Source organism: Amycolatopsis sp. NPDC051071 (genome assembly GCF_040682875.1).
Lineage (GTDB): Bacteria > Actinomycetota > Actinomycetes > Mycobacteriales > Pseudonocardiaceae > Amycolatopsis.
Genome location: NZ_JBFBBY010000128.1, coordinates 1 through 21,487 on the forward strand (window position 1 = coordinate 1; position 21,487 = coordinate 21,487).

The following is a 21,487-nucleotide window of genomic DNA, read 5'->3' on the forward strand; positions in this document are numbered from 1 at the left end:
GCGGGAAGAGAGCAAGGGACCTTTGCTATCACTTTCCAAAAGAGAGTGATAGCAAAGGTCCCTTGCTCCCGGTTCAGGCGTCCCGGCGCCGGAGGACGGTCGAACCGGCAGCGAGACCGGCCGCCGCCCACGCTGCACAGAGCGCGATGCCGACCCAGGGCGCGTAGGGCGCGACGCCGCCGAAGATGGGGTTCGGCTGCCCTGAAGTGACCATCGCGTTGACGCCCGCGAAGCCGGGGAAGTAGTTCACGAGGTCTTCCCACCCCAGCGACCCCGCGAACATCGGGATCATCACCAGCAGCACGAACACCGTCACGATCGTCCCCGCCGTGCTCCGCAGCGCCGTCCCCAGCCCGAGGCAGAGCAGGCCCAGCAGGGCGAAGTAGCCGCCCATGCCCGCCGACGTCGCGAGGATGTCGCCGAACGAGGAGTCCGGCGCGGGGATCAGTGGCGCGGAGAGCGCCACCCCGGCGAGCGTGTTCAGGACGCCGTAGCCGAACAGCACCGGCAGCAGCACGGCGGACTTCGCCAGGATGACCTGGTTGCGCACGGGTACCCATTGCAGGGTCGAGCGGATGCTGCCACTGGCGTACTCGCTCGTCACGAACAGCGTCGCCAGCGCGACCACGGCGAACTGCGTGAGGTAGAACGCCGCCCCGGCCACGACGGCGTGTGGCGCCAGCGGTCGTTCGATGCCCGCGTTCGCCGTCAGTCCCAGCGCGCCGGAATAAGCGAGCATCAGGGCGAACCCGCTGATCAGGCACCACCACGTGGACCGGACCGACCAGAACTTGGTCCATTCCGAAGAAATCGCGTTCATCGTGCGCTCCATTGCTTGAAGAAGCCGGTCAGCCGGTCACGGAAGAAGTCCAGCGCCACCCGCGAGTCGATCGAGCCGTACTGGTTCTCGGCCTCGGCGGGCGGCAACCGCGGCCGCAGTCCCAGCTGGTCCACCAGGATCGCGGCGTCGGTCACCGAGGAATGGCCGCTGTTCTCCAGCAGATACCGCTCCTTCGGGCCGGTGAGCCGAGGCCAGGTCTCGTCCCAGGTCGGGCTGTAGTACTTCTGGCCGATCGGGCTCGCCAGGAGAAGCAGTGGCCGGTCGAGGGAAACGGTGCCGAAGAACGGGCCGTCGATGTTCACGCCCGCCTTGATCCGCCGGTCAGCGACCATCGCGGCGGCGGTGGCCGAACCTCCGGCGGAATGCCCGGCCATCCCGATCTTCGTCACGTCGATCGACCAGCGCCGGTCCTTCAGCAGGGTGTCGATGACGAACGACGTGTCGAGCGCGCGGTTCGCGGTCGCGGCGGGCCAAGGATTGTCTGATCGTCCACATGCGACGCACTGACGCAGCCCGTCAGGGAATTCCGTCGCCCAGGCTTCGTAGGCGTGGTCGATCCCGGCGACCACGAAACCTTGTGCGGCAAGACGTTCCGCCACCGAGGTCAGGGTGATCCGGTTGTTGCCCGCACCCGGCGACAGCAGTACGAGCGGACGCCGTCCTGGCAGGGAAGGCGCGTTCTCCCGTGAATGGACTCCTACCTCGCTCAGCGTGTCCGGTGGCAGGTCGAGTTTCCGCCCGGCGATCGCCGCCGCCGACTCCGCTCGCGTCATGTACCGCGCCGCGCGTCCGACCGGGACGGCCGGGTACCAGACGTTGACCATCAGCTCACGCCGCTTCTCGGGCACCCAAGGGTCGGCCCGCCGCTGGTCGGTGAGGTGCAGCGCACGCATCCCGATCGGGAACGGGCCGCCGGGCGCGGGCAGCGACGTCCGCGGGGTGGCCGAGGCGGCCGCCGGTACCCCCAGCAGACCGGCGAGCACCGCGACCAGAACGATGAGCGACTTCATGCCGCGACTCCTGTCCCGTATTCGACCGACGACGCGGTCAGTTCCAGGTAGGCCTGTTCGAGTGAGGCGGTCCGTTCGGCCAGTCCGTGCACGCGGACCCCGAGTTCGTGCACCACATCGCCGACGCGGGTGACGGGCAGTTCGTGCACGATCAGTTCGTCCCGGTTGGCTTCCGTCGTCGCGCCGAGAGAGCGCAAACGCTGTTCGAGTGCGCGGAATTCGCCGGGAACAGGCACCCGCACCGCGACCGATGTCCGCGAATTGCCCGCGATGAACTCGTCGACCGGTGCGTCGGCGAGCAGTTTGCCCTTGCCGATGACGACCAGCCTGTCCGCGGTCAGCTGCATCTCGCTCATCAGATGGCTCGACACGAACACTGTGCGACCCTCCGCCGCGAGTGAGCGCATCAGCTGACGCACCCAGCGGACGCCGTCGGGGTCGAGACCGTTGACCGGTTCGTCGAACATCAGCACGCCCGGGTCACCCAGCAGCGCACCGGCGATGCCGAGCCGCTGGCCCATGCCGAGCGAGAACGCCCCCGCCCGTTTGCCCGCGACGTCGGTGAGGCCGACCGTCGCGAGCACCTCGTCCACCCGGCTCGCCGGGAGCCCGTTGCTACGCGCCATCGCCAGCAGGTGCTTGCCCGCGCTGCGACCGGGGTGCAGTGCCTTGGCCTCCAGCAGCGCGCCGACCTCGCGCAACGGATACCGCAGATCCGTGTACTTCTTGCCGTCGATGCGGACTTCGCCCGCGCTCGGCAGGTCGAGATCGAGTGTCATCCGCATGGTCGTGGACTTGCCGGCGCCGTTGGGACCGAGGAAGCCGGTCACCTTGCCCGGCGCGACGGCGAAGGTCAGCCCGTCGACGACCGTCTTCTCGCCGTAGCGCTTCGTGAGTCCTCGAAGCGTGATCATCCTGGCCTCCTTTGTGTCCCCGAAGTGTCTTGCGCGGGGACCCGCGCGCACATCACACCGAGGTCATCGGCCATCCCTTACTTTCGGCAGGTGCCGTTCGGCACGGGGTACTGACGAAAGGCAGAATCGGCGCCATGACCACCCGCGAACAACGGCGCGTGAATCCGCTCGACCTGGTGATGCTCGTGCTCGCCGTGTTCTCCGTCGGGCTGCTCGTGTACGTGACGTTCTTCCCGCATTCGGACGAGACGGCGCACACCGTCTTCATCATCGACACGACGGTATGCGGCATCTTCGCGCTGGAGTTCCTGTGGCGGTGGCGGCGTCACGGCTGGGAAAAAGGGTTCCCGCTGCGCAACTGGTACGAGATCCTCGGCATGATCCCCATCGCGCATCCGGCGCTGCGCGGGTTCCGGCTGCTGCGGATCATCGTGGTGCTGGTCCGGCTCGCGCGCACGGCCGATCGCGCCTTCGGGGAGCGGTTCACGCAGCGGCTGGTCGAACGGCTTTCGCGACCGATAGTGCTGGCGATCAAGAAACCGATCACGATCGCGGTGCTCGACGAGGTGGTCAAGGTGGTGGAAACCGGGAACTACCCGCAGAACCTGGCGCGGTCATTGGGTGACAACCAGACGTTGCTGCGGGGGATCATCGCCGAGAAGCTCAAGAACGACCCGCAGGCGGGACGCCTTTCGAAGCTGCCGTTTCACGACGAGGTGGTGCGTTCGGTGATCGACACCGCGATGCGCGTGATCCTCGAGGTGCTGACCGATCCGCGGACCGACGAGTTTTTCGCGCATGTGGTGCGGGAGAACCGGGAGCAGATCCGGAGCGCGGTGCAGCTCGGGCTGAACGAGCGCGAGGACGACGAGGAGCTGGCGGCGAAACTGCCGACCCGGCCCCAGCACCAGCTGATGGACTGAGCTCCTGCTCTCCTGAAGTACATGAAGGCCCCCTTCCTTGCGCCTGACGCCAGGGCCCCGGCAAAGTCGCGAGAGTGCGCGCAGGGGTCGCGAGTGGCAGTGGGGGTTATTGAAAGGTAAGGCAACGTGGTGTGCCGGACACCGGTCAGCCGGGCTGATCGTGGCCTCACCGTCCACAAGGGACATCAATCCCGTCATTCGTGTCCGATTTAGGCGCTTTGCGCGGGGGTCGTGAGTGTTTTGGGTCGTTCTAACCCTCTTTATCACTCACGACCCGGTCAGCAACCGTACAAATATCCATTAATCGGGCATCTACTCGCCGGTAAGTGTCCATTATGGACGCTCAGAGGACCGTCGGCTCCGACGACCGGTCCAAATCCACGCGCGAAAACCCCTTCCCACCTTGAAGCTCGCGAAAAAGGGCCTACCCGGCAGAAGCCACGCCAGACTTGACCTACCTCCCACATAACACGACTCACTTACCACTCACGACCACATCTACCAAAAATCACCTGACCCGCAGAAACGACTTTGCCGGGGCCCTGCGCTAGGCGCAAGGAAGGGGGCCTTCCTGTACTTAGCGAGCGCTACTAGGCGAGCGGTGCGGCGGGGGCTAGCACACATCGTCCGGATCGCGAAAATAGCAAGGGACCTTTGCTATCGCCTGGTCTACATGGTGGGGCGAGGGAGAAGGCCGACCACTACCTGAGCCAAGAAAACGAGAAAGCCCAAGGAATGAATGGTCCGTTCACGCGCCGCCGCGCCGGGTGGTCCGGCGGGTGGGGGCGGCACTGAGCGGGTCGTCCGGCCAAGGGTGTTTCGGGTAGCGCCCGCGAAGATCGGCACGCACGGCGGCGTAACCGTTGCGCCAGAACGACTCCAGATCGGCGGTCACGGCGGCCGGGCGGCCGGCGGGGGAAAGCAGGTGCAGGACGACGGGCACCCCGGCGAGTTCGGGAGTCGCGAGCCAGCCGAATGTCTCCTGCAGTTTCACCGCCAGCACCGGCTGCTCGCCCGAGTAGTCGACCCGGATCCGCGAACCCGACGGTACCTCCAGCCGGTCCGGCGCCAGTTCGTCCAAACGCGACGCTTCGGGCCACGGCAGCAAGCCGCGCAAAGCGGCACCCGCGTCCAGTGAAGCCAGATCCGACCGGCGGCGTGCCGAGCCGAGATCGAGCCAGGAGTCCAAAGTGGACAGCAGGTCGGCCGTATCCACCGATGGCCAGGGCGCACCCAGAACCCGGTGCAGAAAGGACATCCGTTCACGCAGTCGTCGCCCGTCCTCGGACCACCGCAGGAGCCCGAGGCCTTCGGTGCGCAACCCGTCCAGCAGCGCCGCCCGGATCGCGTCCGGCGCGGGCGACCGCAACGGTTTCTCCGACAGCACGATCGCACCCAGCCGTCGCACCGAACGCGCCACGACGTCCCCGCCGGACCAGTGCACTTCCTCCGCCGACGAAACGAGATTCGGTGCCGCGCGCACGGCGAGGTCTTCGTCGGCGGGGGCGGCCAGCCGGATGATGCCCTGAACCCGGCCGGGATCACGGGTCGCTTCGGCCACCGCGAGCCATTCGACATCGGCGAGTCCGCTGCCGCGCGGTAGTTCCGCCGCCGTGCCACCGGCCATCAAGTACACGGGGGTGCCCGGCGAGCGACGTCGCGCGAGCCGTTCGGGATGCGCCAGCGCGACGACCAGCGCCGGGTCGGGTGCGCCGCCGCCATCGGGCACCAGCTGGGAAAGCCGCCGCACGTCGCGCTTCCACCGCTCGTCGCCTCGTACCCGCCGCAGTTCGGCTTCGAGGTCGGTCAGTGTCCCGCCGCTGTCCAGCAGCGCGACGACCTCGGCCGCCGAACGCGCGTTGGTCCGCGCGGCGCCGTCCAGCAACGCCCGCGCCAGCCGAGGATGCAGCCCGAGCCCGGCCATTTTCCGGCCGCGTTCGGTCACCGTCCCGTCTTCCGCGGTCGCCCCGAGCGTCACCAGCAACGCCCGCCCGGCGGCCAGCGCGCCCTCACCCGGCGGATCCCACCAGACGAGGCCGGAACCGTCCGGGGTGGACCAGCACGCGAGTTCGAGTGCGAATCGCGCCAGTTCCGCCGTCCTGATCTCGGGCTCGGGATACGCCGGAAGAGAACCCTGCTCGTGCGCCGCCCAGCACCGGTAGACACGCCCCGGCGCCTCTCGTCCGGCCCGGCCGGCGCGTTGTTCGGCGACCGCCGCCGACACCCGGACCGTCGCCAGCCCCGGGAGACCGCGCCGGTGATCGACGCGAGGTACGCGTGACAGCCCGCAGTCGACCACCGCACGCACGCCCGGCACGGTCAGGCTGGACTCGGCGACCGACGTCGAGAGCACCACCCGCCGCCGGTCGCGGGGGCGCAGCGCGTCGTCCTGGCTCGCCGCCGAAAGCCGTCCGTGCAGTGGCAGGACGTCGGCGTCGAGGCCGTTCAGCCTGCCGCTCACTCTGGCGATCTCACCCGCGCCGGGAAGGAAAACGAGAACGTCACCGTCCCCTTCGGACAGTGCTTTGTGGATCGCCCTGACCACGGTCGCCTCGATCCGCTCGCCACGGGTGGGTGGGGAGTACGAGACGTCGACGGGGTAGGTCCGCGCGTGCGCGGTGATCACCGGTGCGTCCCCGAGCAGCGCGGCCAGCCGTCCGGCGGCCACGGTGGCGGAGGTCGCGAGCAGGCGCAGGTCGTCACGCAGCCCGGCACGCACGTCCAGCAGCAGCGCGAGCAGCAGATCCGCGTCGAGATGCCGCTCGTGGCATTCGTCGAGCAGCACGGTCGACACCCCGGCCAGTTCGGGATCGCTCTGCACCCGCCGGACCAGCAGCCCGGACGTGACCACTTCGATTCGCGTCGAAGACGAGACCTTCCGGTCGCCTCGCACCGAATACCCGACCGTCTCGCCGACCCGTTCGCCCAGCAGCGACGCCATCCGCGCCGCCGCGGCCCGCGCGGCCAGCCGCCTCGGCTCGGCGACGATCACCCGGCCTTCACCGGTGTTCAGCGCGAGCGGCACCAGCGTGGTCTTGCCGGTACCGGGCGGCGCGACGAGGACCGCCGTGCCATGGGAGTTCAGGGCGGCTTCGAGTTCGGGCAGGACGGCACGAACCGGCAGATCGGGAAGTTTCACTGCTCGGTGACCTGCGGCGGGGCCGGGATCCGGTAGCCGGACGGGCCGATATTGCGGTTCAGCGATTCGAGCCAATCGCCGGACGCGATCATCTTCTGGATGGCCCTGGCCACCGCTGCCCGCCCCTCGTTGTCGCCCTTCCGCAGGCCGACGCCGTATTTCTCGGCGGAGAACGGCTTGCCGACCACCCGCAGGAGCTCCGGGTTCTGTGCCACGTACCCGGCAAGGATGACATCGTCGGTGGTCACCGCGTCGACCTGTTCCGCGAGCAGCGCGGTGACGCAGTCCTGGTAACGCGGGTACTCGACGAGCTGGACGGCCTGCGCGAACTTGTCGCGCACCTGTACGGCCGACGTGGTGCCGCCCACGGCGCACAGCTTGCGGCCGTTGAGGTTCTCCGGGCCGGTGATGTCGGTCGACCGGAGGCGGACCAGCAGGTCCTGGCCGGTGTCGAAGTACGGGCCCGCGAAATTGACCACCTGCTTGCGTTTCTCGGTGATCGAGTAGGTCGCGACGATCAGATCGGTGATCCCCGATGTTATGTCGGTCTCGCGGGAAGACGGCCTGCTGTCGTGCCAGGTGATGTGATCCGCGTCGACCCCCAGCTCGCCGGCGACGTACTTCGCGACATCGACGTCGAAGCCGACGTACCGGCCGTCGACCGTCCGCTGGGAAAGCCCCGGCTGGTCGTAGCGGATGCCGATGGTGAGTTTGTTCGACCCGACGGCCCGCGCGACGAGGGAATCCGCAGGTCCGGTCTCCTGGCTACAGGCCGCCGCTGTGACCAGCATCAAGCCCGTCACGAGCAAGGCGCGTCCCCGCATCGGGTGCCTCCGTCCGCCACCTCACGTTGTTCTCAGGGTTGACGGCTAGCCTAGGCCCGTGCGTAGACCGCCCCAAGTCGTGCTCGATGCCGTGGGCACGCTGGCCCGGCTCGGACTGGCTGCCGTCTGGCTGATTTCCGGAGCGCTGAAGATCAGCGATCCGGGACAGACCTATGTCGCCGTGCAGGCCTTCGACGTCCTGCCGGACAGCCTCGTCCGCCCGGTCGCGATCGGGATGCCGCTCGCCGAACTGGCGCTCGGCCTGTTCCTGCTCGCCGGCTACCTGACGCGGTGGGTGTCGGTGCTGTCGGTGCTGATGCTGGCGTTGCTCATCGCCGCGATCGCCCAATCGTGGGTACGCGGGCTGAGCATCGACTGCGGCTGTTTCGGTGGTGGTGGTCAGATCGCCGCGGATCAAACGCAGTATCCGCAGGAGATCGCCAGGGACTTCGGGTTCGCCCTGCTGGGTGTCTGGCTGATCGTTCGTCCACGGACCCGGCTGTCCGTGGACGGTTGGCTCGGGAACTCTCGCGTCCCCGCCGACGACGACTATGTGGGTATCGCTGAAGGGAACGAATAATCGTGGGTGGAGCTGAGCGGAACGCTCGGAAACGCAAGCAGCAGCAGACGGCGTCGCGCTCGGTGGCGCAGGCCAGAGGCGTCGCGAGCGGTGACACGAAGAAGATCGTCGCGATCACGGTCGCGGTGGTCGTGCTCGCCGCGCTGGTGATCGGCGGTGTGGTGTGGACGACGTCCAGCAAGGACAGCACCGAGGGCAAGGTGATCCAGGCGCAGTCGACGACCTCGGCGGCCGGCGTGGTCGAGAAGCGTGACGGTGCCGTCGTGACCGTCGGCAAGCCCGAGGCGCCGAAGAGCATCGACATCTACGCCGACTTCCTCTGCCCGATCTGCAAGCAGTTCGAGGAATCGTACAAGGAGCAGATCCACGAGCAGGTGGACAACGGGACCCTGCTGGTCCGCTATCACATGCTGCCGATGCTCAACCAGCGCTCAGACCCGCCGGGCTACTCGCTGGACTCGGCCAACGCCTCGCTCGCCGCGGCCGACGCGGGTAAGTTCCTCGCCTTCCACGACGCGCTGTTCAAGGACCAGCCGCAAGAAGGCGGGCGCGGGTTCGACAAGGCGCAGCTGATCAAGCTCGGCCAGGACGTCGGCATCACCGACCCGGCCTTCGTCATCGCGATCAACACCGGTATCCACGAGCAGCAGATCAAGGACGCGTACGCCAAGATCTCCACGGATCCGTCACTGCAGCAGGACTTCGGCAGCGGTCCTGGTTTCGGCACGCCGACCGTCACCTCGAACGGGCAGGTCGTGAAGCTCGAAAACGGCTGGGTCCAGAAGGTCGTCGGCTGATTTCACCGAAGTACATGAAGGCCCCCTTCCTTGCGTCTAGGTACCGGAAGGGGGCCTTCATGTACTCGGGGCACCGCAACTAGAGGACTAATTGCGAGTCGGGGAGGCGGCGGAAGCGAAGGCCTGTACGCGGGCGGTCTCGGCGGAGCGCGGCCAGACGAGGCCCCACTCGACGTCGGGGGAGCCCTCGAAGGGCACGAAGCGGATCCGGGGATGGCTGAAGTACTCCTGGGCGTGCGCGGCGAGCGGGCAGATACCGGTGCCGCCGGCGATCGCGGCGAGCAGCTCCTGGAACGTCGCGAACGGCTTGCCCCGCGTCACCGGATGCCCGGCTGGTGTCAGCCAGTGGTGTGGTTCCTCGATCCAGTACGGCTCCGGCGGATGCGCCGCACGGAGGACGGTGTCCCGCGCGAGGTCGTCCAGAGTCACTGACTTTCGTCGCGCGAAGGGGTGTTTCGACGACACCGCGAGGACCATGGGTTCGGAGTACACGGCCGGACCGGTGGTGAGATCGGCTTCGTCGACCGGAAGCAGGGTCACGAGCACGTCGATCTCACCCGATCGCAGCATCGCGAACGGATCGGCGAACTCGGCCTCGCGAATGAGCAGTTCGGTGTCCGGGTACCGGCGGCGGAAGCGGTCCAGCAGATCCTCGGTCAGGTCGGCGACACCGGGCGCCTCGAAGCCCAGCCGCAGCACGCCGCCGATCCCGCGTCCGGCCGCGACCGCGCGTTCGATGCCTTCGTGCAGTGACCGGTAGGCGGGGCCGAGGTCGTCCCGCAGCCGCTTCCCGATCGGCGTCAGCTGGACCCGCCTGCTGGTGCGGGCGAACAAGGGTGCCCCGATCCGGCGCTCCACCTGTTTGATCGTCTGGCTCACGCGTGCCTGCGAGACATGCAGCCGTTCCGCGGTCCGGCCGAAGTGCAGTTCGTCGGCCAGTGCCAGGAAGATCTCGATATCCCGCAGTTCCATAATTCCCAGGTTATCGATCCGGCGTGGTGTCGGTTACCGGGAACCGTCTTTGGGGCGCGTTTTCCCTGGTCAGACCGTCGGGCGATAGCAAAGGTCCCTTGCTACTCCTCGATGGCGCCGCCGACCGCCCGCAGGTGCTCGCGAAACGTCAGTGAAGGCGTTTTCGCGCGCTCCGCGAGGAAGTCGGCGAAGCGGACCTGCTCGCGAAGGGACTCTCCGGCGCGGATCCGGTCCGCTTGAAGCCGTTCGGTGTCGCGGATGGCCTCCGCCCGGTCGAGGACCTCGTCGGCGCGGTCGGCCGCGATGAACAGGACGCCGTCCTCGTCGCCGAACACGACGTCCGCGCGGGTCACCGTCCACTCCCCGACGACGGCCGAGCCGAGCGCGTCGTCCGGGCGGGCGGCGACCGAGAGCGGGCCGGTCGGGATCGAGCCGAGGCTGAACACCGGCAGCCCGATCTTGACGATGTCGGCGGTGTCGCGGTGCAGCCCCCAGATGACGACGCCGCTCAACCCGGCCGTCTCCGCTTCGAGGACCGCGAGGTCCCCGACGCAGCTTTCGTCGAGCCTGCCGCCGTTGTCGACGACGAGGACGTCGCCGGGGTTCGCGGTTTCGTACGCCTCCAGGAAGACGTCGACGCTGCCGACGTGCCGGGCGGGGGAGACCCGCCCGGCCACCCGGCTCCCGGGGACGACCGCGTGCGTCCCGGCGGGCGCGCAGCGGACCGGGACGCCGGCGCGGACGCAGCCGTCGGTCAGATGCGCGGTGGTCAGCAGTGCGAACCGCTGCCGAAGCTCCTCGAGATCCATGCCCCGACTTTAGCCGCGGCGCCACACCACGGGGGTGCCGTCGTGGCCGCCACCCCGCAGTGCGCCCGCGATCTCGCCGTTGTCGCCCACCGCGACGCCGGCCGCCTCGACGGGTGCGGGAAGCTTCGTGATCGGGCTGCCCGGTGACCACACCGCGGCGGTCATCGGCAGGTCGGGCGCTGAAATCCAGCCCGTGACCAGCCCGGATCCGTTCAGCGCCGTCGTGTTCATGTTGCCGGGCACCTCCTCGGAGGTGTCGAAAGCCGTCCAGAGCCGATCGCCCATCGGAGTCGAGGCCAGCACCTTCCCGTCCCGGATCGCGATTCCCCGGGATTCGGTGACGCCCTCGGGAAGGACGAGTTGCCGCAGCACGCCGTCCTTCCAGAGCCAGGTGCCGCCGTACTGTTCATTCAGCAGGATGGTGCCGTCGTGGTCGATATCGACCGGCTGGAGCAACGGCGGGACGTCCAGCAGCACGGGGTGCGCGCGGTCGCCGGACGGCCAGAACGCCGCCCGCGAGCCGTATCGGGGATCGTTCGCCACGGAGCCGACGACGTCGCCGCGGTTGTTCATGCCGAGGCCTTGCGTGCTGAAGTAGCCGGAAACCTTCCCCAGGAACTGGTAGCCGCCGTTCTCGAAGACGAACACCTGCTGTTTGGGGTAGACCCTGGCGTTACCGAGAACCGCTCCCGACGAGTTCTCGTCGACGGTTTCGACCGTGTCGTAGCCCGCCGGGACGCCGTGGTCCTGGAAGGTCCCGCCCGCCCAGGTGATCAGCCTCCCGTCGTAGGTTCCCGCGTAGGCACCGGCGCCGTCCGTGGCGTCCACCCGCGCTATGCCGTTGCCGACGGGCGGCAGCGGCAGGTAGCTCATCGTCCAGCCGGTGGCCGACGCGGTGCCCACCGACAGCAGTCCGGCGGCGACGGTGGCCGCCAAGACCATGCTCGTTCGTTTCATCGAAACCCCCTGTGAGTCGTGTTCGCCCTGTTTAACGGGGGTGTGAGCCGTCTGTCTGCGTCACCTGACACTCAACGTGCCGCAACTAACATCCGTGCAGGATTGTATGTAAGGGGTTGATAAATACAGACCTGTCTGTATCTTCAGATTCAACAGCGACCCGGCAACGACAAGGAGCGTCGCGGTGGCGAACAAGGTGTACGTCGTCGGCGTGGGCATGACGAAGTTCGAAAAGCCCGGACGCCGCGAGGACTGGGACTACCCGCAGATGGCCAAGGAGTCCGGGACCAAGGCGCTCGCAGACGCCGGGATCTCCTTCGACGAGGTGCGGCAGGCCTACGTCGGTTACGTCTACGGCGAATCGACGTCGGGGCAGCGCGCGGTCTACGAACTGGGCATGACCGGGATCCCGGTGGTCAACGTCAACAACAACTGCTCGACCGGCTCGACCGCGCTGTACCTTGCCGCGGAGGCGATTCGCGGCGACCGCGCGGACTGCGTGCTCGCGCTCGGGTTCGAGAAGATGCAGCCGGGTTCGCTCGGCTCGACCTACGACGACCGTGAACAGCCGATGGGCAGGCATCTCCAGGCGCTCGCGGAGATCTCCGAAGTACTGTTCCCGCCCGCGCCGTGGATGTTCGGCGCGGCGGGCCGCGAGCATATGAAGGCCTACGGCACCACGGCCGAGCACTTCGCCAAGATCGGCGAGAAGAACCACCGGCATTCGGTGAACAATCCGTACGCGCAGTTCCAGGAAAGCTATTCACTGCAAGACATCCTCGACTCGCGGATGATCTACGACCCGCTCACGAAGCTCCAGTGCTCACCGACCTCGGACGGCTCCGGTGCGGCGATCCTGGTCAGCGAGTCCTTTGTGGACTCACATGGGCTGGCGGACCAGGCCGTGGAGATCGTCGGGCAGGCGATGACCACCGACTTCGCGAGCACCTTCGACGGCACCGCGAAGAACATCATCGGTTACGACATGAACGTCCAGGCCGCACGCCAGGTCTACGACCAGGCCGGACTCGGCGCAGAAGACTTCCAGGTCATCGAGCTGCACGACTGCTTTTCCGCCAACGAACTCCTGCTCTACGAGGCGCTCGGGCTCTGTGCCGAGGGCGAAGCCGGGAAGCTCGTCGACTCCGGTGACACCACCTACGGCGGCAAATGGGTGGTCAACCCGTCCGGCGGGCTGATCTCCAAGGGACATCCGCTCGGCGCAACCGGCCTCGCGCAATGCGCCGAACTGACCTGGCAGCTGCGTGGCACCGCGGACAAGCGTCAGGTGGACGGCGTCGAAGCCGCATTGCAGCACAACATCGGCCTCGGCGGCGCCGCCGTCGTCACCGCCTACCAGCGCGCCGAGCGCTGATCCCCACCTCGAAAGGAAGAACCATGGGCAAGATCAGTGCCTCCGTCGAACTCCCCGCCGCACCCGCGAAGGTCTGGGCGGAGTTCTCCAACCCCAACAACTTCGAGAAGTGGCTGACCATCCACACCAAGTGGAAGGGTGCCGTCCCGGCCGAATTCGCCAAGGGGGCGCAGGCTTCCGAGGTCGTCACGATGCTCGGCATGCCGAATACGATCACCTGGACCGTCGACGAGTTCGAGGCCCCGTCGAGGCTGACCATCTCCGGGACCGGGATGGCCGGGGTGAAGGTGAAGTTCGAGCTCGCCGTGGAGGCGTCCGGAGACGGGTCGCTCGCCAGCATCAACGCGGAATTCGCCGGGCAGATGATCGTCGGCGCGCTCGGCAAGGCCGTCGAGAAGGACGGCAAGAAGAATCTCGACGCGTCGCTGGAGAACTTCAAGGCGCTGGTCGCGTGACCGACGAGCGGTTCGAGCCCGCCGGGTTGGACAAGTGGACCGGCGAGTCCCGGTTCGAGGTGACCCGCGAGCGGCTGATCGAGTACGCGAAGGCCACCAACGACCCGATCCCGGCGCATCTCGCCGGGGACGTCGCGAGCCCGGTGTTCGCGATCGTGCCGGTGTTCGAGTCGCTGATGGAACCCGCGCTGGAGGTCGTGCCGGTCGGTTTGTTCGGCCGGATCGTCCACGGGGAACAGGAATTCCGGTTCCATCGGCCGATCAGGCCCGGCGACAAACTGGTGTCGCGGGCCCGTATGACCGGCTACGAGGGCCTGCCGAACGGCACCCGCGGCACCGTCCACCTCGAATGCCGGACCGAGGGCGGCGACCTGGTCAACGAGCAGTACGTGACGTTGTTCGTGCGTGGATTCGACACCGGTGAGACACGCGGCGAACTCGGGCCTGAGCACAAGTTCGACGACGCGTTGCGTGCTCAGTCGCCGGTGGCGAAGGTGAGCCAGCACGTCGATGACGACCAGACGTACCGGTACGCACCAGCAGCGGGCGATCCGATGCCGATCCACCTCGACGAAGAGGTCGCGAAGGATTCGGGACTGCCGGGCATCATCGCGCACGGTCTGTGCACGATGGCGTTCACCTCGTGGGCGTTGCTGACCGAGGTCGCCGGGTCCAAAGTGGACAGACTGAAGCGGTTCGCCGTCCGGTTCGCCAAACCAGTGCTGCCCGGCCAGGATCTGACGACGCATATCTGGCGTGCGGGTGAGACGAGCTACGCGTTCGAAACCACCGTCGGCGAAACCGTCGTGATCAAGGACGGCCTCGCGGAATTCGCGGAGTAGGAGCAAAAGCCATGGGAGTACTCGACGGGCGGGTCGCCGTCATCACCGGCGCCGGGCGCGGGATCGGCCGCGAGCACGCGTTGCTGTTCGCGCGCGAGGGTGCGAGTGTCGTGGTCAACGACCTCGGCGGGGCGAACGACGGCAGCGGTGACGACGCCGGGCCCGCACAGGAAGTCGCCGACGAGATCCGTGCCGCGGGCGGGAAGGCCGTCGCGAATACGGCCAACGTCGCCGACTGGGCGGGCGCCGCCGAACTGGTCGCGCAGGCGGTGGACGAGTTCGGCAGGCTCGACGTCGTCGTGAACAACGCGGGCATCCTGCGGGACGCGTTCCTCGCCGGGCTGGAGGAAGCCCAGTGGGATTCCGTGATCGCGGTGCACCTCAAGGGACACGCGGCGGTGCTGCGGCACGCGGCCGCCTACTGGAAGACCGCGAGCAAGGCAGGCGAGCAGGTCGCGGGCTCGGTCATCAACACGGCGTCGGCCTCCGGGGTCACACTGCCGAACGCGGGGCAGGCCAACTACGGCGCGGCGAAAGCGGGGATCGCCGCGCTGACCCTGGTCGCGGCCGAAGAGCTGGAACGCTATGGCGTGCGGGTCAACGCGATCGCGCCGATCGCACGCACCCGCCTCACGCTGGCGACCCCCGGGATGGGTGCGATCTTCGCCCAGGAGGTCGAGGAAGGCGAGTTCGACGCGTTCTCCCCGGCCAACATCTCGCCGCTGGTCGCCTACCTCGCGACCGAGAAGTGCCCGCTCACCGGCAAGGTGTTCGCGGTGCAGGGCGGTGCGATCTCCGAACTCGCCGGCTGGCACGACGTCAAGGTGATCGAGACCGACGGCGCGTGGGCGATCGACGACATCGCGGCCAGGCTGCCGTGATCGAGTGGTCCGAGACGGAACTGCTGATCCGGGACGCGATCCGCGAGTTCGTCGACAAGGAGATCCGGCCACACGTCGACGCGCTGGAAAGCGGGACGCTGCCGCCGTACGACATCATCCGGAAGATGTTCGCCGCCTTCGGCATCGACGCGCTCGCGCGGGAGTCGGTGACCAAACTGCTGGATCGTCAGCGTGATCCGGGATCCGGAGGTGACGGTGGTGGGCTCGCGTTCGGCGGGCAGGAGGCGATGGCGCTGATCGCGGTGAGCGAGCTGGCGGGGGTCAGCCTCGGCATCGTCGCGTCGCTCGGCGTGAGCATCGGGCTCACCGCGCAGACGATCCTGACCAAGGGCACCTTGGCGCAGAAGGAACGCTGGCTGCCCGCACTGGCGACGTTCGAGAAGGTCGGTGCTTGGGCGATCACCGAACCCGACTCCGGCTCGGACGCTTTCGGCGGCATGAAGACGTCCGTGCGGCGTGACGGCGACGAGTATGTCCTCAATGGACAGAAAACGTTCATCACCAATGGCCCGTACGCCGACACGATCATCGTCTACGCCAAACTCGACGAGGGCGACGGCCTGGACAAGCGCGACCGCAAGGTGCTGACGTTCGTACTGGACAAGGGTATGCCGGGGCTGACGCAGGGCAAGCCGTTCAAGAAGATGGGCATGATGTCGTCGCCGACCGGGGAGCTGTTCTTCAGCGACGTCCGGCTGGGCCGCGATCGGCTGCTCGGCGAGTCCGAGACCGGTCGTGACGGGGACAGCAAGGCCGAAGTGAAGTCCGGCTTCGCGGTCGAGCGCGTGGGGGTCGCGGCGCTGGCACTCGGGATCATCGAGGAGTGTCACCGGCTCTGCGTCGACTACGCGAAGAACCGGAAGCTGTGGGGCCAGGAGATCGGGCGGTTCCAGCTGATCCAGCTCAAACTGGCGAAGATGGAAGTCGCGCGGATCAACGTGCGGAATATGGTGTTCCAGCTGATCGAGACACTGCGTGCGGGCAAGATGCCGACACTGGCCGAGGCTTCGGCGATGAAGCTGTACTCGTCCGAGGCGGCCACCGAGGTCGCGATGGAGGCCGTGCAGTTGTTCGGCGGCAACGGGTACATGGCCGAATACCGGGTGGAGCAGCTGGCGCGGGACGCCAAGTCGCTGATGATCTACGCGGGAAGCAACGAGATCCAGGTGACCCATATCGCGAAGGGGCTGCTGGGTCGCTGACGGTCGCCGCCAGAGTGTCATAAGCCAGAGTGTCATAAGGGGTCCCCATAGGACGAAATTTGTCCGATGGGGACCCCTCATGACATATGGGGAGGCGCCGCAAGTCACCCCAGGACGACGGACCGGCCCGTACGTACGGCGTCGGCAAGTGAGTCAAGGACACCCACGGTGCTGCTCAAGTCGAGGCAGGCGTCGGTGATGCTCACCCCGTAGGGAGCGGGGTGGTCCTGTCGCCCCTCTTCGAGGAACGATTCCAGCATGATCCCCGCGATTCCCCGCTCGCCACAGGCAATGCGGCTCGCGATATCGGCGATGACGCCGGGCTGACGGCGGTGGTCCTTGCGGGAGTTGCCGTGTGACGCGTCCACGACGACACGGTCCAAGGAATTCGTGGCGCGTAGCCCCTCGATGGCCGCGTCGACATTCTCCGAGTCGTAGTTGGCTCCGGCCGAGGAGCCACGGAGGATCAGATGTGCCGAGGGGTTGCCGGGCGATCTCCGCACGACAAGAGAACCGTGCTCGTTCACCGCCGGATGTCGCTGCGGGGTGCGGGCGCAGTGAATCGCGGCGGTGGCGACCGTCAAATCACCGTCGAGGCCGTTCTTGATGCCGATGGGCATCGGCAGCTCGGACGCGAGCTCCCGGTGCGACTGGCTGGCGACCGTCCGCGCCCCGATGGCACCGTAGCTGAGGAGATCGCTCAGGTAGGGGGCGAGCATCGGCTCGACGAACTCCCCCGCGAGGGGCAATCCGCTTTCCGCGGCCGCGATCAAGAAGCCGCGGCCGGTCCGCAGGCCGCCGGCGATGTCTTCGGAGCCGTCGAGCCAGGGATCGTGGATCAATCCCTTCCAGCCGACCGCGGTTCGCGGCTTTTCCAGGTAGGCCCGGAGCACCACGAGCAAGTGATCCTTCATCGGCCGGGTCGACTCGGCCAGCCGTCCGGCGTAATCGAGGACCGCGGCCGGGTCGTGGACGGAGCACGGGCCGACAACGGCCAGTACCCGTCCATCGCGGCCGTTGAGCACATCGGTGATTTCCGAGCGATGGTCCTGGATCTCGGTGCTGACGTGGGCGGGAACGGGGAGTTCGGCGAACAGCTCCGCCGGACTCGGTAGCGGTTCGTAACGGGGGATCGTGGTCACGCCGAACTCCGTTTCTTGGTCCGGGAAACGCCGACTCCGGCAAGGCAGAGAACGCCACCGAGGATGGCGATCAGAGTGGGAACCTCGTCGATGAAAAGCCAGGACAGCACGATCACGATCGCCGGAACCGCATAGGTGGTCACGCCGAGCTTTCCCGCCGGTGTCCGGGACAAGGCGTAGGCCCACGTGTAGAACGCGAGCGCGGTGGGCAGCAAGCCCAGGTAGACCACCGCCCAGGTGGCCGAGGCCGGTGCGGTGCTCACATCGTGGATCAGCTGGCCACTGAACGGAAGGCAGGCGACGGCGCCGACAATGCAGCCGAAGGTCGTGGCCTGCAGCGCGGTGGCGTGGCTCAACGCCGGTTTCTGAGAGACGACTCCCACCGCGTATCCCGCCGCGGCCAGCAAACAGAGTCCGACACCGAAGGCGCTGGATGGGCCGTGCTGGGAGGAGAGTCCCACGATCGCGGCGCCGGCGAAAGCGACGACGAGTCCGATCACGAGGGGGCGGGGCAGCCCCTCTTTCAGGACGATTCCGGCGAGGATCGCGGCGAAGACAGGGCCGATCCCGACCAGCAGCGACGCCGTCCCCGCGTCGGTATAGCGTTCGCCCCAGTTCAGCGCGACCATGTACAGGCCGAACCAGAAGACCCCGGCGCCGGCTATCCCCGGCCAGGCCTTGCGTGGCGGGAGCGGCATGCCTTTGACCACCGCGATCGCGCCCAGTGCGAGCGCGCCCACCAGTAGCCTGCCCAAGGCGAGTGCTCCAGGCTCATAGTGCGCACCCGCGAAGCGGATACCCACGAAGGCCGATGCCCACAGGACCATCGTGACGGCGATCGCGCCGACGGCCTTGATGTCGAGTCCGGCTTCGGTCTGTGTGCTCATCGAACGGCCGCCAATGTCCGGAGCGCCCGGCGATCCAGCTTGCCGACCGGAGTGCGGGGAAGGGATTCGACAACGATGATGTCCTCCGGGATCTCATACCAGCTCAGGTTTTGCTTTGTCAGGGAATCGATTTCGGCGATCACTTCGGCCGGCTCGGCACCCTCGTCCAGTTCGACGTGGGCGCGGAGTGACGTCGTGGAGGACTCTCGGCGTACCGAACAAACACCGGCCGCGCGGACGGCGGGATGCCGCACCAGGAGATCCTCGATCTCGGCAGGGTGCACGTTCTGCCCGCCGACGATCTCGATGTCGTCCAGCCGTCCATGCAAGCGGACGAAGCCATCGTGATCGACAGTGGCCGCGTCGCCGGTCACGTACCAGTCGTCCGGCATTCGCAGTGGTGCGTCGGAGCCTCGGGGAACTCCAGGTGCGATCGTCGGGCCACGAACCTCCAGCTTCCCCTCCACCCCGGCCGCTACTTCTCGGCGCAGCTGGTCGACGATCCGCATGCGGTACGGCGGAAGGATCCGGCCGATGGTGCCGTCCTTTTGTGAGGACAGGGTGTTCGCGATCAACGCATGCCCGATTTCAGTGGTGCCGAAGATATTGAGGAATCTCTTGCCGAGCGTTTCGCGGAGCGTGGTTTCGACGCTGACCGGCAGTGGTTCGCCGGCGACCAGCGCCAGCCTCAGGCCGTCGAGCCCGGCGGCGAAGGGGTGCTGAAGCAGCCGAGCGTAGAAGCTGGGTTGCCCGTAGAGGACCGAAACCTGGTATCGCGCGATCAGTTCCAAGGCCGCGGCTTCGGTGAGACGCTCCCGGCTCAGCACCGTCGAGCCTCCGCGAAGCAACGGCAAGAGGATGGAATTGCCGAATCCGTAGGAGAAGTACATGCGCGATACGGAAAGTGTGATGTCGTCCGGCGTGAGATCTACTACCCCGCCGATGGCCTGGTCGTAGACCGCCGGGTCACCGTGCGTGTGGAAGCAAAGCCGGGGGCTCCCTGTCGTGCCGGAGGTGAAGAAGGCAAAGGCGGGCGTATCCGCGTGAGCCGTGGCGTACTCGGTGGCCGGCTCATGGCCGTGCAGCTGTGCCGGCGTGACCGGGCTGACCTGGTCGAGGCCAGGTGTTCCCGGTTCCGCGATCGTCAGGAAAGGGTTCGCGGTTTCGACCGCACGCCGGATGGCCGTCTCGTGCATGAAGGTGTTGATGGGGATCGCCACGGCCCCCAGCTGAAGGATGCCGAGGACGGCTTGCACGAGTCCGACACTGTCGGGGAGCGCCAGCAGGACACGGTCTCCTGTCTTCACCCCGCGCGCGGCGAGCCCGGCGGCGCACCGTGCCGAACCGGCGTACAACTCCGCGTAAGACACCGTGCGGTCGCCGGTATGGTAGGCCCCTCGCCAGGACCAGCCTTTGTTCCTGGCGAGTTCGGCAAGGTGAAGGGCCAGGTTCATTGGACCATCGCTTCGATTTCGACGAGCAGATCGGGACGGCAGATGTCGACGTTCAAATAGACGACCCGTGCGTCGGGCGCAAACACTTCTTCGCACCGTGAACGGACGAACGGGATATCTTCGGACCGGCTGACATATACCTTGATCAAGTCGAGATCGCGGAGGCTGTAGCCGCCTTCCGGCCGCACTTTCTCCAGGTTTTCGGTGCTGATCAGGGTCGCGATGTTCTCCAAGGTGACGTCGACCTGGCCCGCGATATCTCCCTTGTGGACGGTTTCGTCGCCGATGATGCTCGCGGTCCCGGAAATGTACAGGGTGCCTCCGGCGAAGGTGGCTCGCGCGAAGTTCGGCGCCTTGGGGCCGTAGCTGTCCGGATAGTGGTAAGCAGGCGTCTGCCGCGGGTTCTCCAGGTGGTGCACGTCGGCATCGGCGCGCCCGGCGATGAAGTACAGGTACACGCCGTTGCCGCGGGTGCCGATCCCGGTGGCTGCCGGAATGTGGAGGATTCTGCCTGCCCACAAGGAGAAGGCTTCGGCCCGCCCCGAGCAGAAGTCGCGGTAGATCTCCATGCCGTCCGCGTTGCTGTCGATGATGCCGCCGACCAGGTTCCACATGCGGAGGATGTTCGGATAGCCGAGACGTGTGGCGAGCTCGAAGGCGGAGTCGTAGGCGATCCGGGCCGCGTCACGGTAGACGTCACGTTCGGTCACCTGCACTGTGCAGAAGAGATGGCGGCCGTCCACGGCGTAGACCAGGCCCCCTTCCTTGCCTGCCACGACCGGGCCCGAAGCGGCGAAAACCTCGTGGAACTCCGGCTCGGTCTCGGTGGTCATCGGCACGCCCAGTGTCGGCACGCCCTTGTGCAATTCGGGCGCGAACCCATTCTTTTCGAATACGACGCGGGCGAGAATGTTCTGGCTATCCGATTGTTCACCTGGTTGTTCGAACTTGATATTCTGCCGTACTTCTCTCGGTGAGCTGAGCAGGTCGACAAAACCGGGCATTCGAAATCCCCTCAGTGCAAGAGTCGTGGCTTTGTAGTCCGCATCTTTGGCGCGAAAATTTTGGTTCGAGTGGCCCCGATTGGCAATCTATCCAAATCTTGGTATCCAGGTCAACAGTCGGCACAAGGAATGGGAATCGCCTGAATGGACCCTTGAAATACCGAGACGTCGGCGCACCGGAGGTCTTTACCTGTTTCGGCATGTTAAATCCCTACGATTTCAGCAGGGAGAGCGGAAGATCGATACGGAAAACACTTCGTGGTTCTCGGGACCCTGGAGGACGGGAGGGCACTCCTGCTTGCCCATAGAGGCACGCGGGCCTCCTTATGCCCTACGCCATTCGTCGGGTTCGCCTGAAGTACGTGAAGGCCCCCTTCCTTGCGCCTAGCGCAGGGCCCCGGCAAAGTCGGTTGCCTGGATGAGGGCAGGCACGGTCTCTGGTTGATCATGTGAGTGTC

The 21,487-nt window shown here is 67.0% G+C and carries 20 protein-coding genes; 8 read left to right on the plus strand and 12 right to left on the minus strand.

The genetic code is table 11. From position 1 onward, the window contains the following. Positions 1-73 precede the first annotated feature (73 nt). From AB0M65_RS30790 to AB0M65_RS30800, 3 genes are read right to left on the minus strand one after another with little or no spacing between them, the layout of a single operon-like run. Complete coding sequence (locus tag AB0M65_RS30790; protein WP_364035317.1) at positions 74-820, minus strand: ABC transporter permease; 747 nt, start codon at positions 818-820, stop codon at positions 74-76. Beyond that, positions 817-1,851 (minus strand): acetylhydrolase, encoded by a 1,035-nt coding sequence (locus AB0M65_RS30795; RefSeq protein ID WP_364035320.1) that lies wholly within the window; start codon positions 1,849-1,851, stop codon positions 817-819. Before AB0M65_RS30795 ends, AB0M65_RS30790 begins: the two co-directional genes overlap by 4 nt. Beyond that, positions 1,848-2,765, minus strand: coding sequence for an ATP-binding cassette domain-containing protein (locus tag AB0M65_RS30800; RefSeq protein WP_364035323.1), 918 nt, complete (start codon positions 2,763-2,765; stop codon positions 1,848-1,850). Before AB0M65_RS30800 ends, AB0M65_RS30795 begins: the two co-directional genes overlap by 4 nt. 134 nt (positions 2,766-2,899) lie before the next feature. Here AB0M65_RS30800 and AB0M65_RS30805 point away from each other — a divergent pair, with 134 nt between their 5' ends. Continuing rightward, positions 2,900-3,688 (plus strand): ion transporter, encoded by a 789-nt coding sequence (locus tag AB0M65_RS30805; protein WP_364035326.1) that lies wholly within the window; start codon positions 2,900-2,902, stop codon positions 3,686-3,688. Between the two features lie 748 nt (positions 3,689-4,436). On the opposite strand, the gene hrpB is transcribed toward AB0M65_RS30805, so the two are convergent. Together hrpB and AB0M65_RS30815 are read right to left on the minus strand one after the other, a co-directional pair. Next, entirely contained in the window at positions 4,437-6,827 is a 2,391-nt protein-coding gene (gene hrpB / locus AB0M65_RS30810; RefSeq protein WP_364035329.1) for an ATP-dependent helicase HrpB, read from the minus strand. After that, positions 6,824-7,651 carry a glutamate ABC transporter substrate-binding protein gene (locus AB0M65_RS30815; protein ID WP_364035332.1) on the minus strand — a complete coding sequence of 276 codons (828 nt, stop codon included), beginning with the start codon at positions 7,649-7,651 and terminating at the stop codon, positions 6,824-6,826. The genes hrpB and AB0M65_RS30815 overlap by 4 nt, the downstream gene beginning before the upstream one ends. Before the next feature lie 91 nt (positions 7,652-7,742). Here AB0M65_RS30815 and AB0M65_RS30820 point away from each other — a divergent pair, with 91 nt between their 5' ends. Continuing rightward, positions 7,743-8,231 (plus strand): MauE/DoxX family redox-associated membrane protein, encoded by a 489-nt coding sequence (locus AB0M65_RS30820; protein WP_364035373.1) that lies wholly within the window; start codon positions 7,743-7,745, stop codon positions 8,229-8,231. A 2-nt stretch (positions 8,232-8,233) separates the two neighbouring features. Continuing rightward, entirely contained in the window at positions 8,234-9,028 is a 795-nt protein-coding gene (locus AB0M65_RS30825; protein WP_364035335.1) for a thioredoxin domain-containing protein, read from the plus strand. A gap of 87 nt (positions 9,029-9,115) precedes the next feature. Here AB0M65_RS30825 and AB0M65_RS30830 read toward each other — a convergent pair whose 3' ends face one another. From AB0M65_RS30830 to AB0M65_RS30840, 3 genes are all read right to left on the minus strand, one after another. Further along, positions 9,116-10,000, minus strand: a complete 885-nt coding sequence (locus AB0M65_RS30830; RefSeq protein WP_364035338.1) for a LysR family transcriptional regulator — start codon at positions 9,998-10,000, stop codon at positions 9,116-9,118. Positions 10,001-10,101: 101 nt separating this feature from the next. Beyond that, the gene (locus AB0M65_RS30835) at positions 10,102-10,809 is read right to left on the minus strand and encodes an RraA family protein (RefSeq protein WP_364035341.1); all 708 of its coding nucleotides are present in this window, start codon (positions 10,807-10,809) and stop codon (positions 10,102-10,104) included. Between the two features lie 9 nt (positions 10,810-10,818). Beyond that, positions 10,819-11,766, minus strand: coding sequence for a hypothetical protein (locus AB0M65_RS30840; RefSeq protein WP_364035344.1), 948 nt, complete (start codon positions 11,764-11,766; stop codon positions 10,819-10,821). 184 nt (positions 11,767-11,950) lie between these two features. On the opposite strand from AB0M65_RS30840, the gene AB0M65_RS30845 reads away from it, so the two are divergent. From AB0M65_RS30845 to AB0M65_RS30865, 5 genes are read left to right on the plus strand one after another with little or no spacing between them, the layout of a single operon-like run. Beyond that, positions 11,951-13,141, plus strand: coding sequence for a lipid-transfer protein (locus tag AB0M65_RS30845; RefSeq protein ID WP_364035347.1), 1,191 nt, complete (start codon positions 11,951-11,953; stop codon positions 13,139-13,141). 23 nt (positions 13,142-13,164) lie between these two features. After that, positions 13,165-13,596, plus strand: a complete 432-nt coding sequence (locus tag AB0M65_RS30850) for an SRPBCC family protein (RefSeq protein WP_364035350.1) — start codon at positions 13,165-13,167, stop codon at positions 13,594-13,596. Next, entirely contained in the window at positions 13,593-14,438 is an 846-nt protein-coding gene (locus AB0M65_RS30855; protein WP_364035353.1) for a MaoC/PaaZ C-terminal domain-containing protein, read from the plus strand. Before AB0M65_RS30850 ends, AB0M65_RS30855 begins: the two co-directional genes overlap by 4 nt. An 11-nt stretch (positions 14,439-14,449) precedes the next feature. Continuing rightward, the gene (locus AB0M65_RS30860) at positions 14,450-15,319 is read left to right on the plus strand and encodes an SDR family oxidoreductase (RefSeq protein WP_364035356.1); all 870 of its coding nucleotides are present in this window, start codon (positions 14,450-14,452) and stop codon (positions 15,317-15,319) included. Continuing rightward, the gene (locus AB0M65_RS30865; protein WP_364035359.1) at positions 15,283-16,542 is read left to right on the plus strand and encodes an acyl-CoA dehydrogenase family protein; all 1,260 of its coding nucleotides are present in this window, start codon (positions 15,283-15,285) and stop codon (positions 16,540-16,542) included. Before AB0M65_RS30860 ends, AB0M65_RS30865 begins: the two co-directional genes overlap by 37 nt. Before the next feature lie 104 nt (positions 16,543-16,646). Here AB0M65_RS30865 and AB0M65_RS30870 read toward each other — a convergent pair whose 3' ends face one another. The 4 genes from AB0M65_RS30870 to AB0M65_RS30885 are packed head-to-tail and all read right to left on the minus strand — an operon-like array spanning position 16,647 to position 21,029. After that, complete coding sequence (locus AB0M65_RS30870) at positions 16,647-17,684, minus strand: 3-deoxy-7-phosphoheptulonate synthase (RefSeq protein WP_364035362.1); 1,038 nt, start codon at positions 17,682-17,684, stop codon at positions 16,647-16,649. Beyond that, the gene (locus AB0M65_RS30875; RefSeq protein WP_364035364.1) at positions 17,681-18,571 is read right to left on the minus strand and encodes a DMT family transporter; all 891 of its coding nucleotides are present in this window, start codon (positions 18,569-18,571) and stop codon (positions 17,681-17,683) included. Before AB0M65_RS30875 ends, AB0M65_RS30870 begins: the two co-directional genes overlap by 4 nt. Beyond that, a complete protein-coding gene (locus AB0M65_RS30880) occupies positions 18,568-20,025 on the minus strand; it encodes a class I adenylate-forming enzyme family protein (protein ID WP_364035367.1) in 1,458 nt (485 codons plus the stop codon). The genes AB0M65_RS30875 and AB0M65_RS30880 overlap by 4 nt, the downstream gene beginning before the upstream one ends. Next, on the minus strand, positions 20,022-21,029 hold the full coding sequence (locus AB0M65_RS30885) for an FkbO/Hyg5 family chorismatase (RefSeq protein WP_364035370.1): 1,008 nt from the start codon (positions 21,027-21,029) through the stop codon (positions 20,022-20,024). Before AB0M65_RS30885 ends, AB0M65_RS30880 begins: the two co-directional genes overlap by 4 nt. Positions 21,030-21,487 lie beyond the last annotated feature (458 nt).

Excerpts from the sequence above, each read along its gene's own strand:
- AB0M65_RS30875 (WP_364035364.1), bottom strand. The coding sequence starts at position 18,571 with ATGAGCACACAGACCGAAGCCGGACTCGACATCAAGGCCGTCGGCGCG.
- AB0M65_RS30880 (WP_364035367.1), bottom strand. The coding sequence starts at position 20,025 with ATGAACCTGGCCCTTCACCTTGCCGAACTCGCCAGGAACAAAGGCTGG.
- AB0M65_RS30790 (WP_364035317.1), bottom strand. The coding sequence starts at position 820 with ATGAACGCGATTTCTTCGGAATGGACCAAGTTCTGGTCGGTCCGGTCC.
- AB0M65_RS30840 (WP_364035344.1), bottom strand. The coding sequence starts at position 11,766 with ATGAAACGAACGAGCATGGTCTTGGCGGCCACCGTCGCCGCCGGACTG.
- AB0M65_RS30860 (WP_364035356.1), top strand. The coding sequence starts at position 14,450 with ATGGGAGTACTCGACGGGCGGGTCGCCGTCATCACCGGCGCCGGGCGC.
- AB0M65_RS30805 (WP_364035326.1), top strand. The coding sequence starts at position 2,900 with ATGACCACCCGCGAACAACGGCGCGTGAATCCGCTCGACCTGGTGATG.
- AB0M65_RS30885 (WP_364035370.1), bottom strand. The coding sequence starts at position 21,029 with ATGCCCGGTTTTGTCGACCTGCTCAGCTCACCGAGAGAAGTACGGCAG.
- AB0M65_RS30850 (WP_364035350.1), top strand. The coding sequence starts at position 13,165 with ATGGGCAAGATCAGTGCCTCCGTCGAACTCCCCGCCGCACCCGCGAAG.
- AB0M65_RS30835 (WP_364035341.1), bottom strand. The coding sequence starts at position 10,809 with ATGGATCTCGAGGAGCTTCGGCAGCGGTTCGCACTGCTGACCACCGCG.
- AB0M65_RS30800 (WP_364035323.1), bottom strand. The coding sequence starts at position 2,765 with ATGATCACGCTTCGAGGACTCACGAAGCGCTACGGCGAGAAGACGGTC.
- AB0M65_RS30815 (WP_364035332.1), bottom strand. The coding sequence starts at position 7,651 with ATGCGGGGACGCGCCTTGCTCGTGACGGGCTTGATGCTGGTCACAGCG.
- AB0M65_RS30830 (WP_364035338.1), bottom strand. The coding sequence starts at position 10,000 with ATGGAACTGCGGGATATCGAGATCTTCCTGGCACTGGCCGACGAACTG.
- AB0M65_RS30795 (WP_364035320.1), bottom strand. The coding sequence starts at position 1,851 with ATGAAGTCGCTCATCGTTCTGGTCGCGGTGCTCGCCGGTCTGCTGGGG.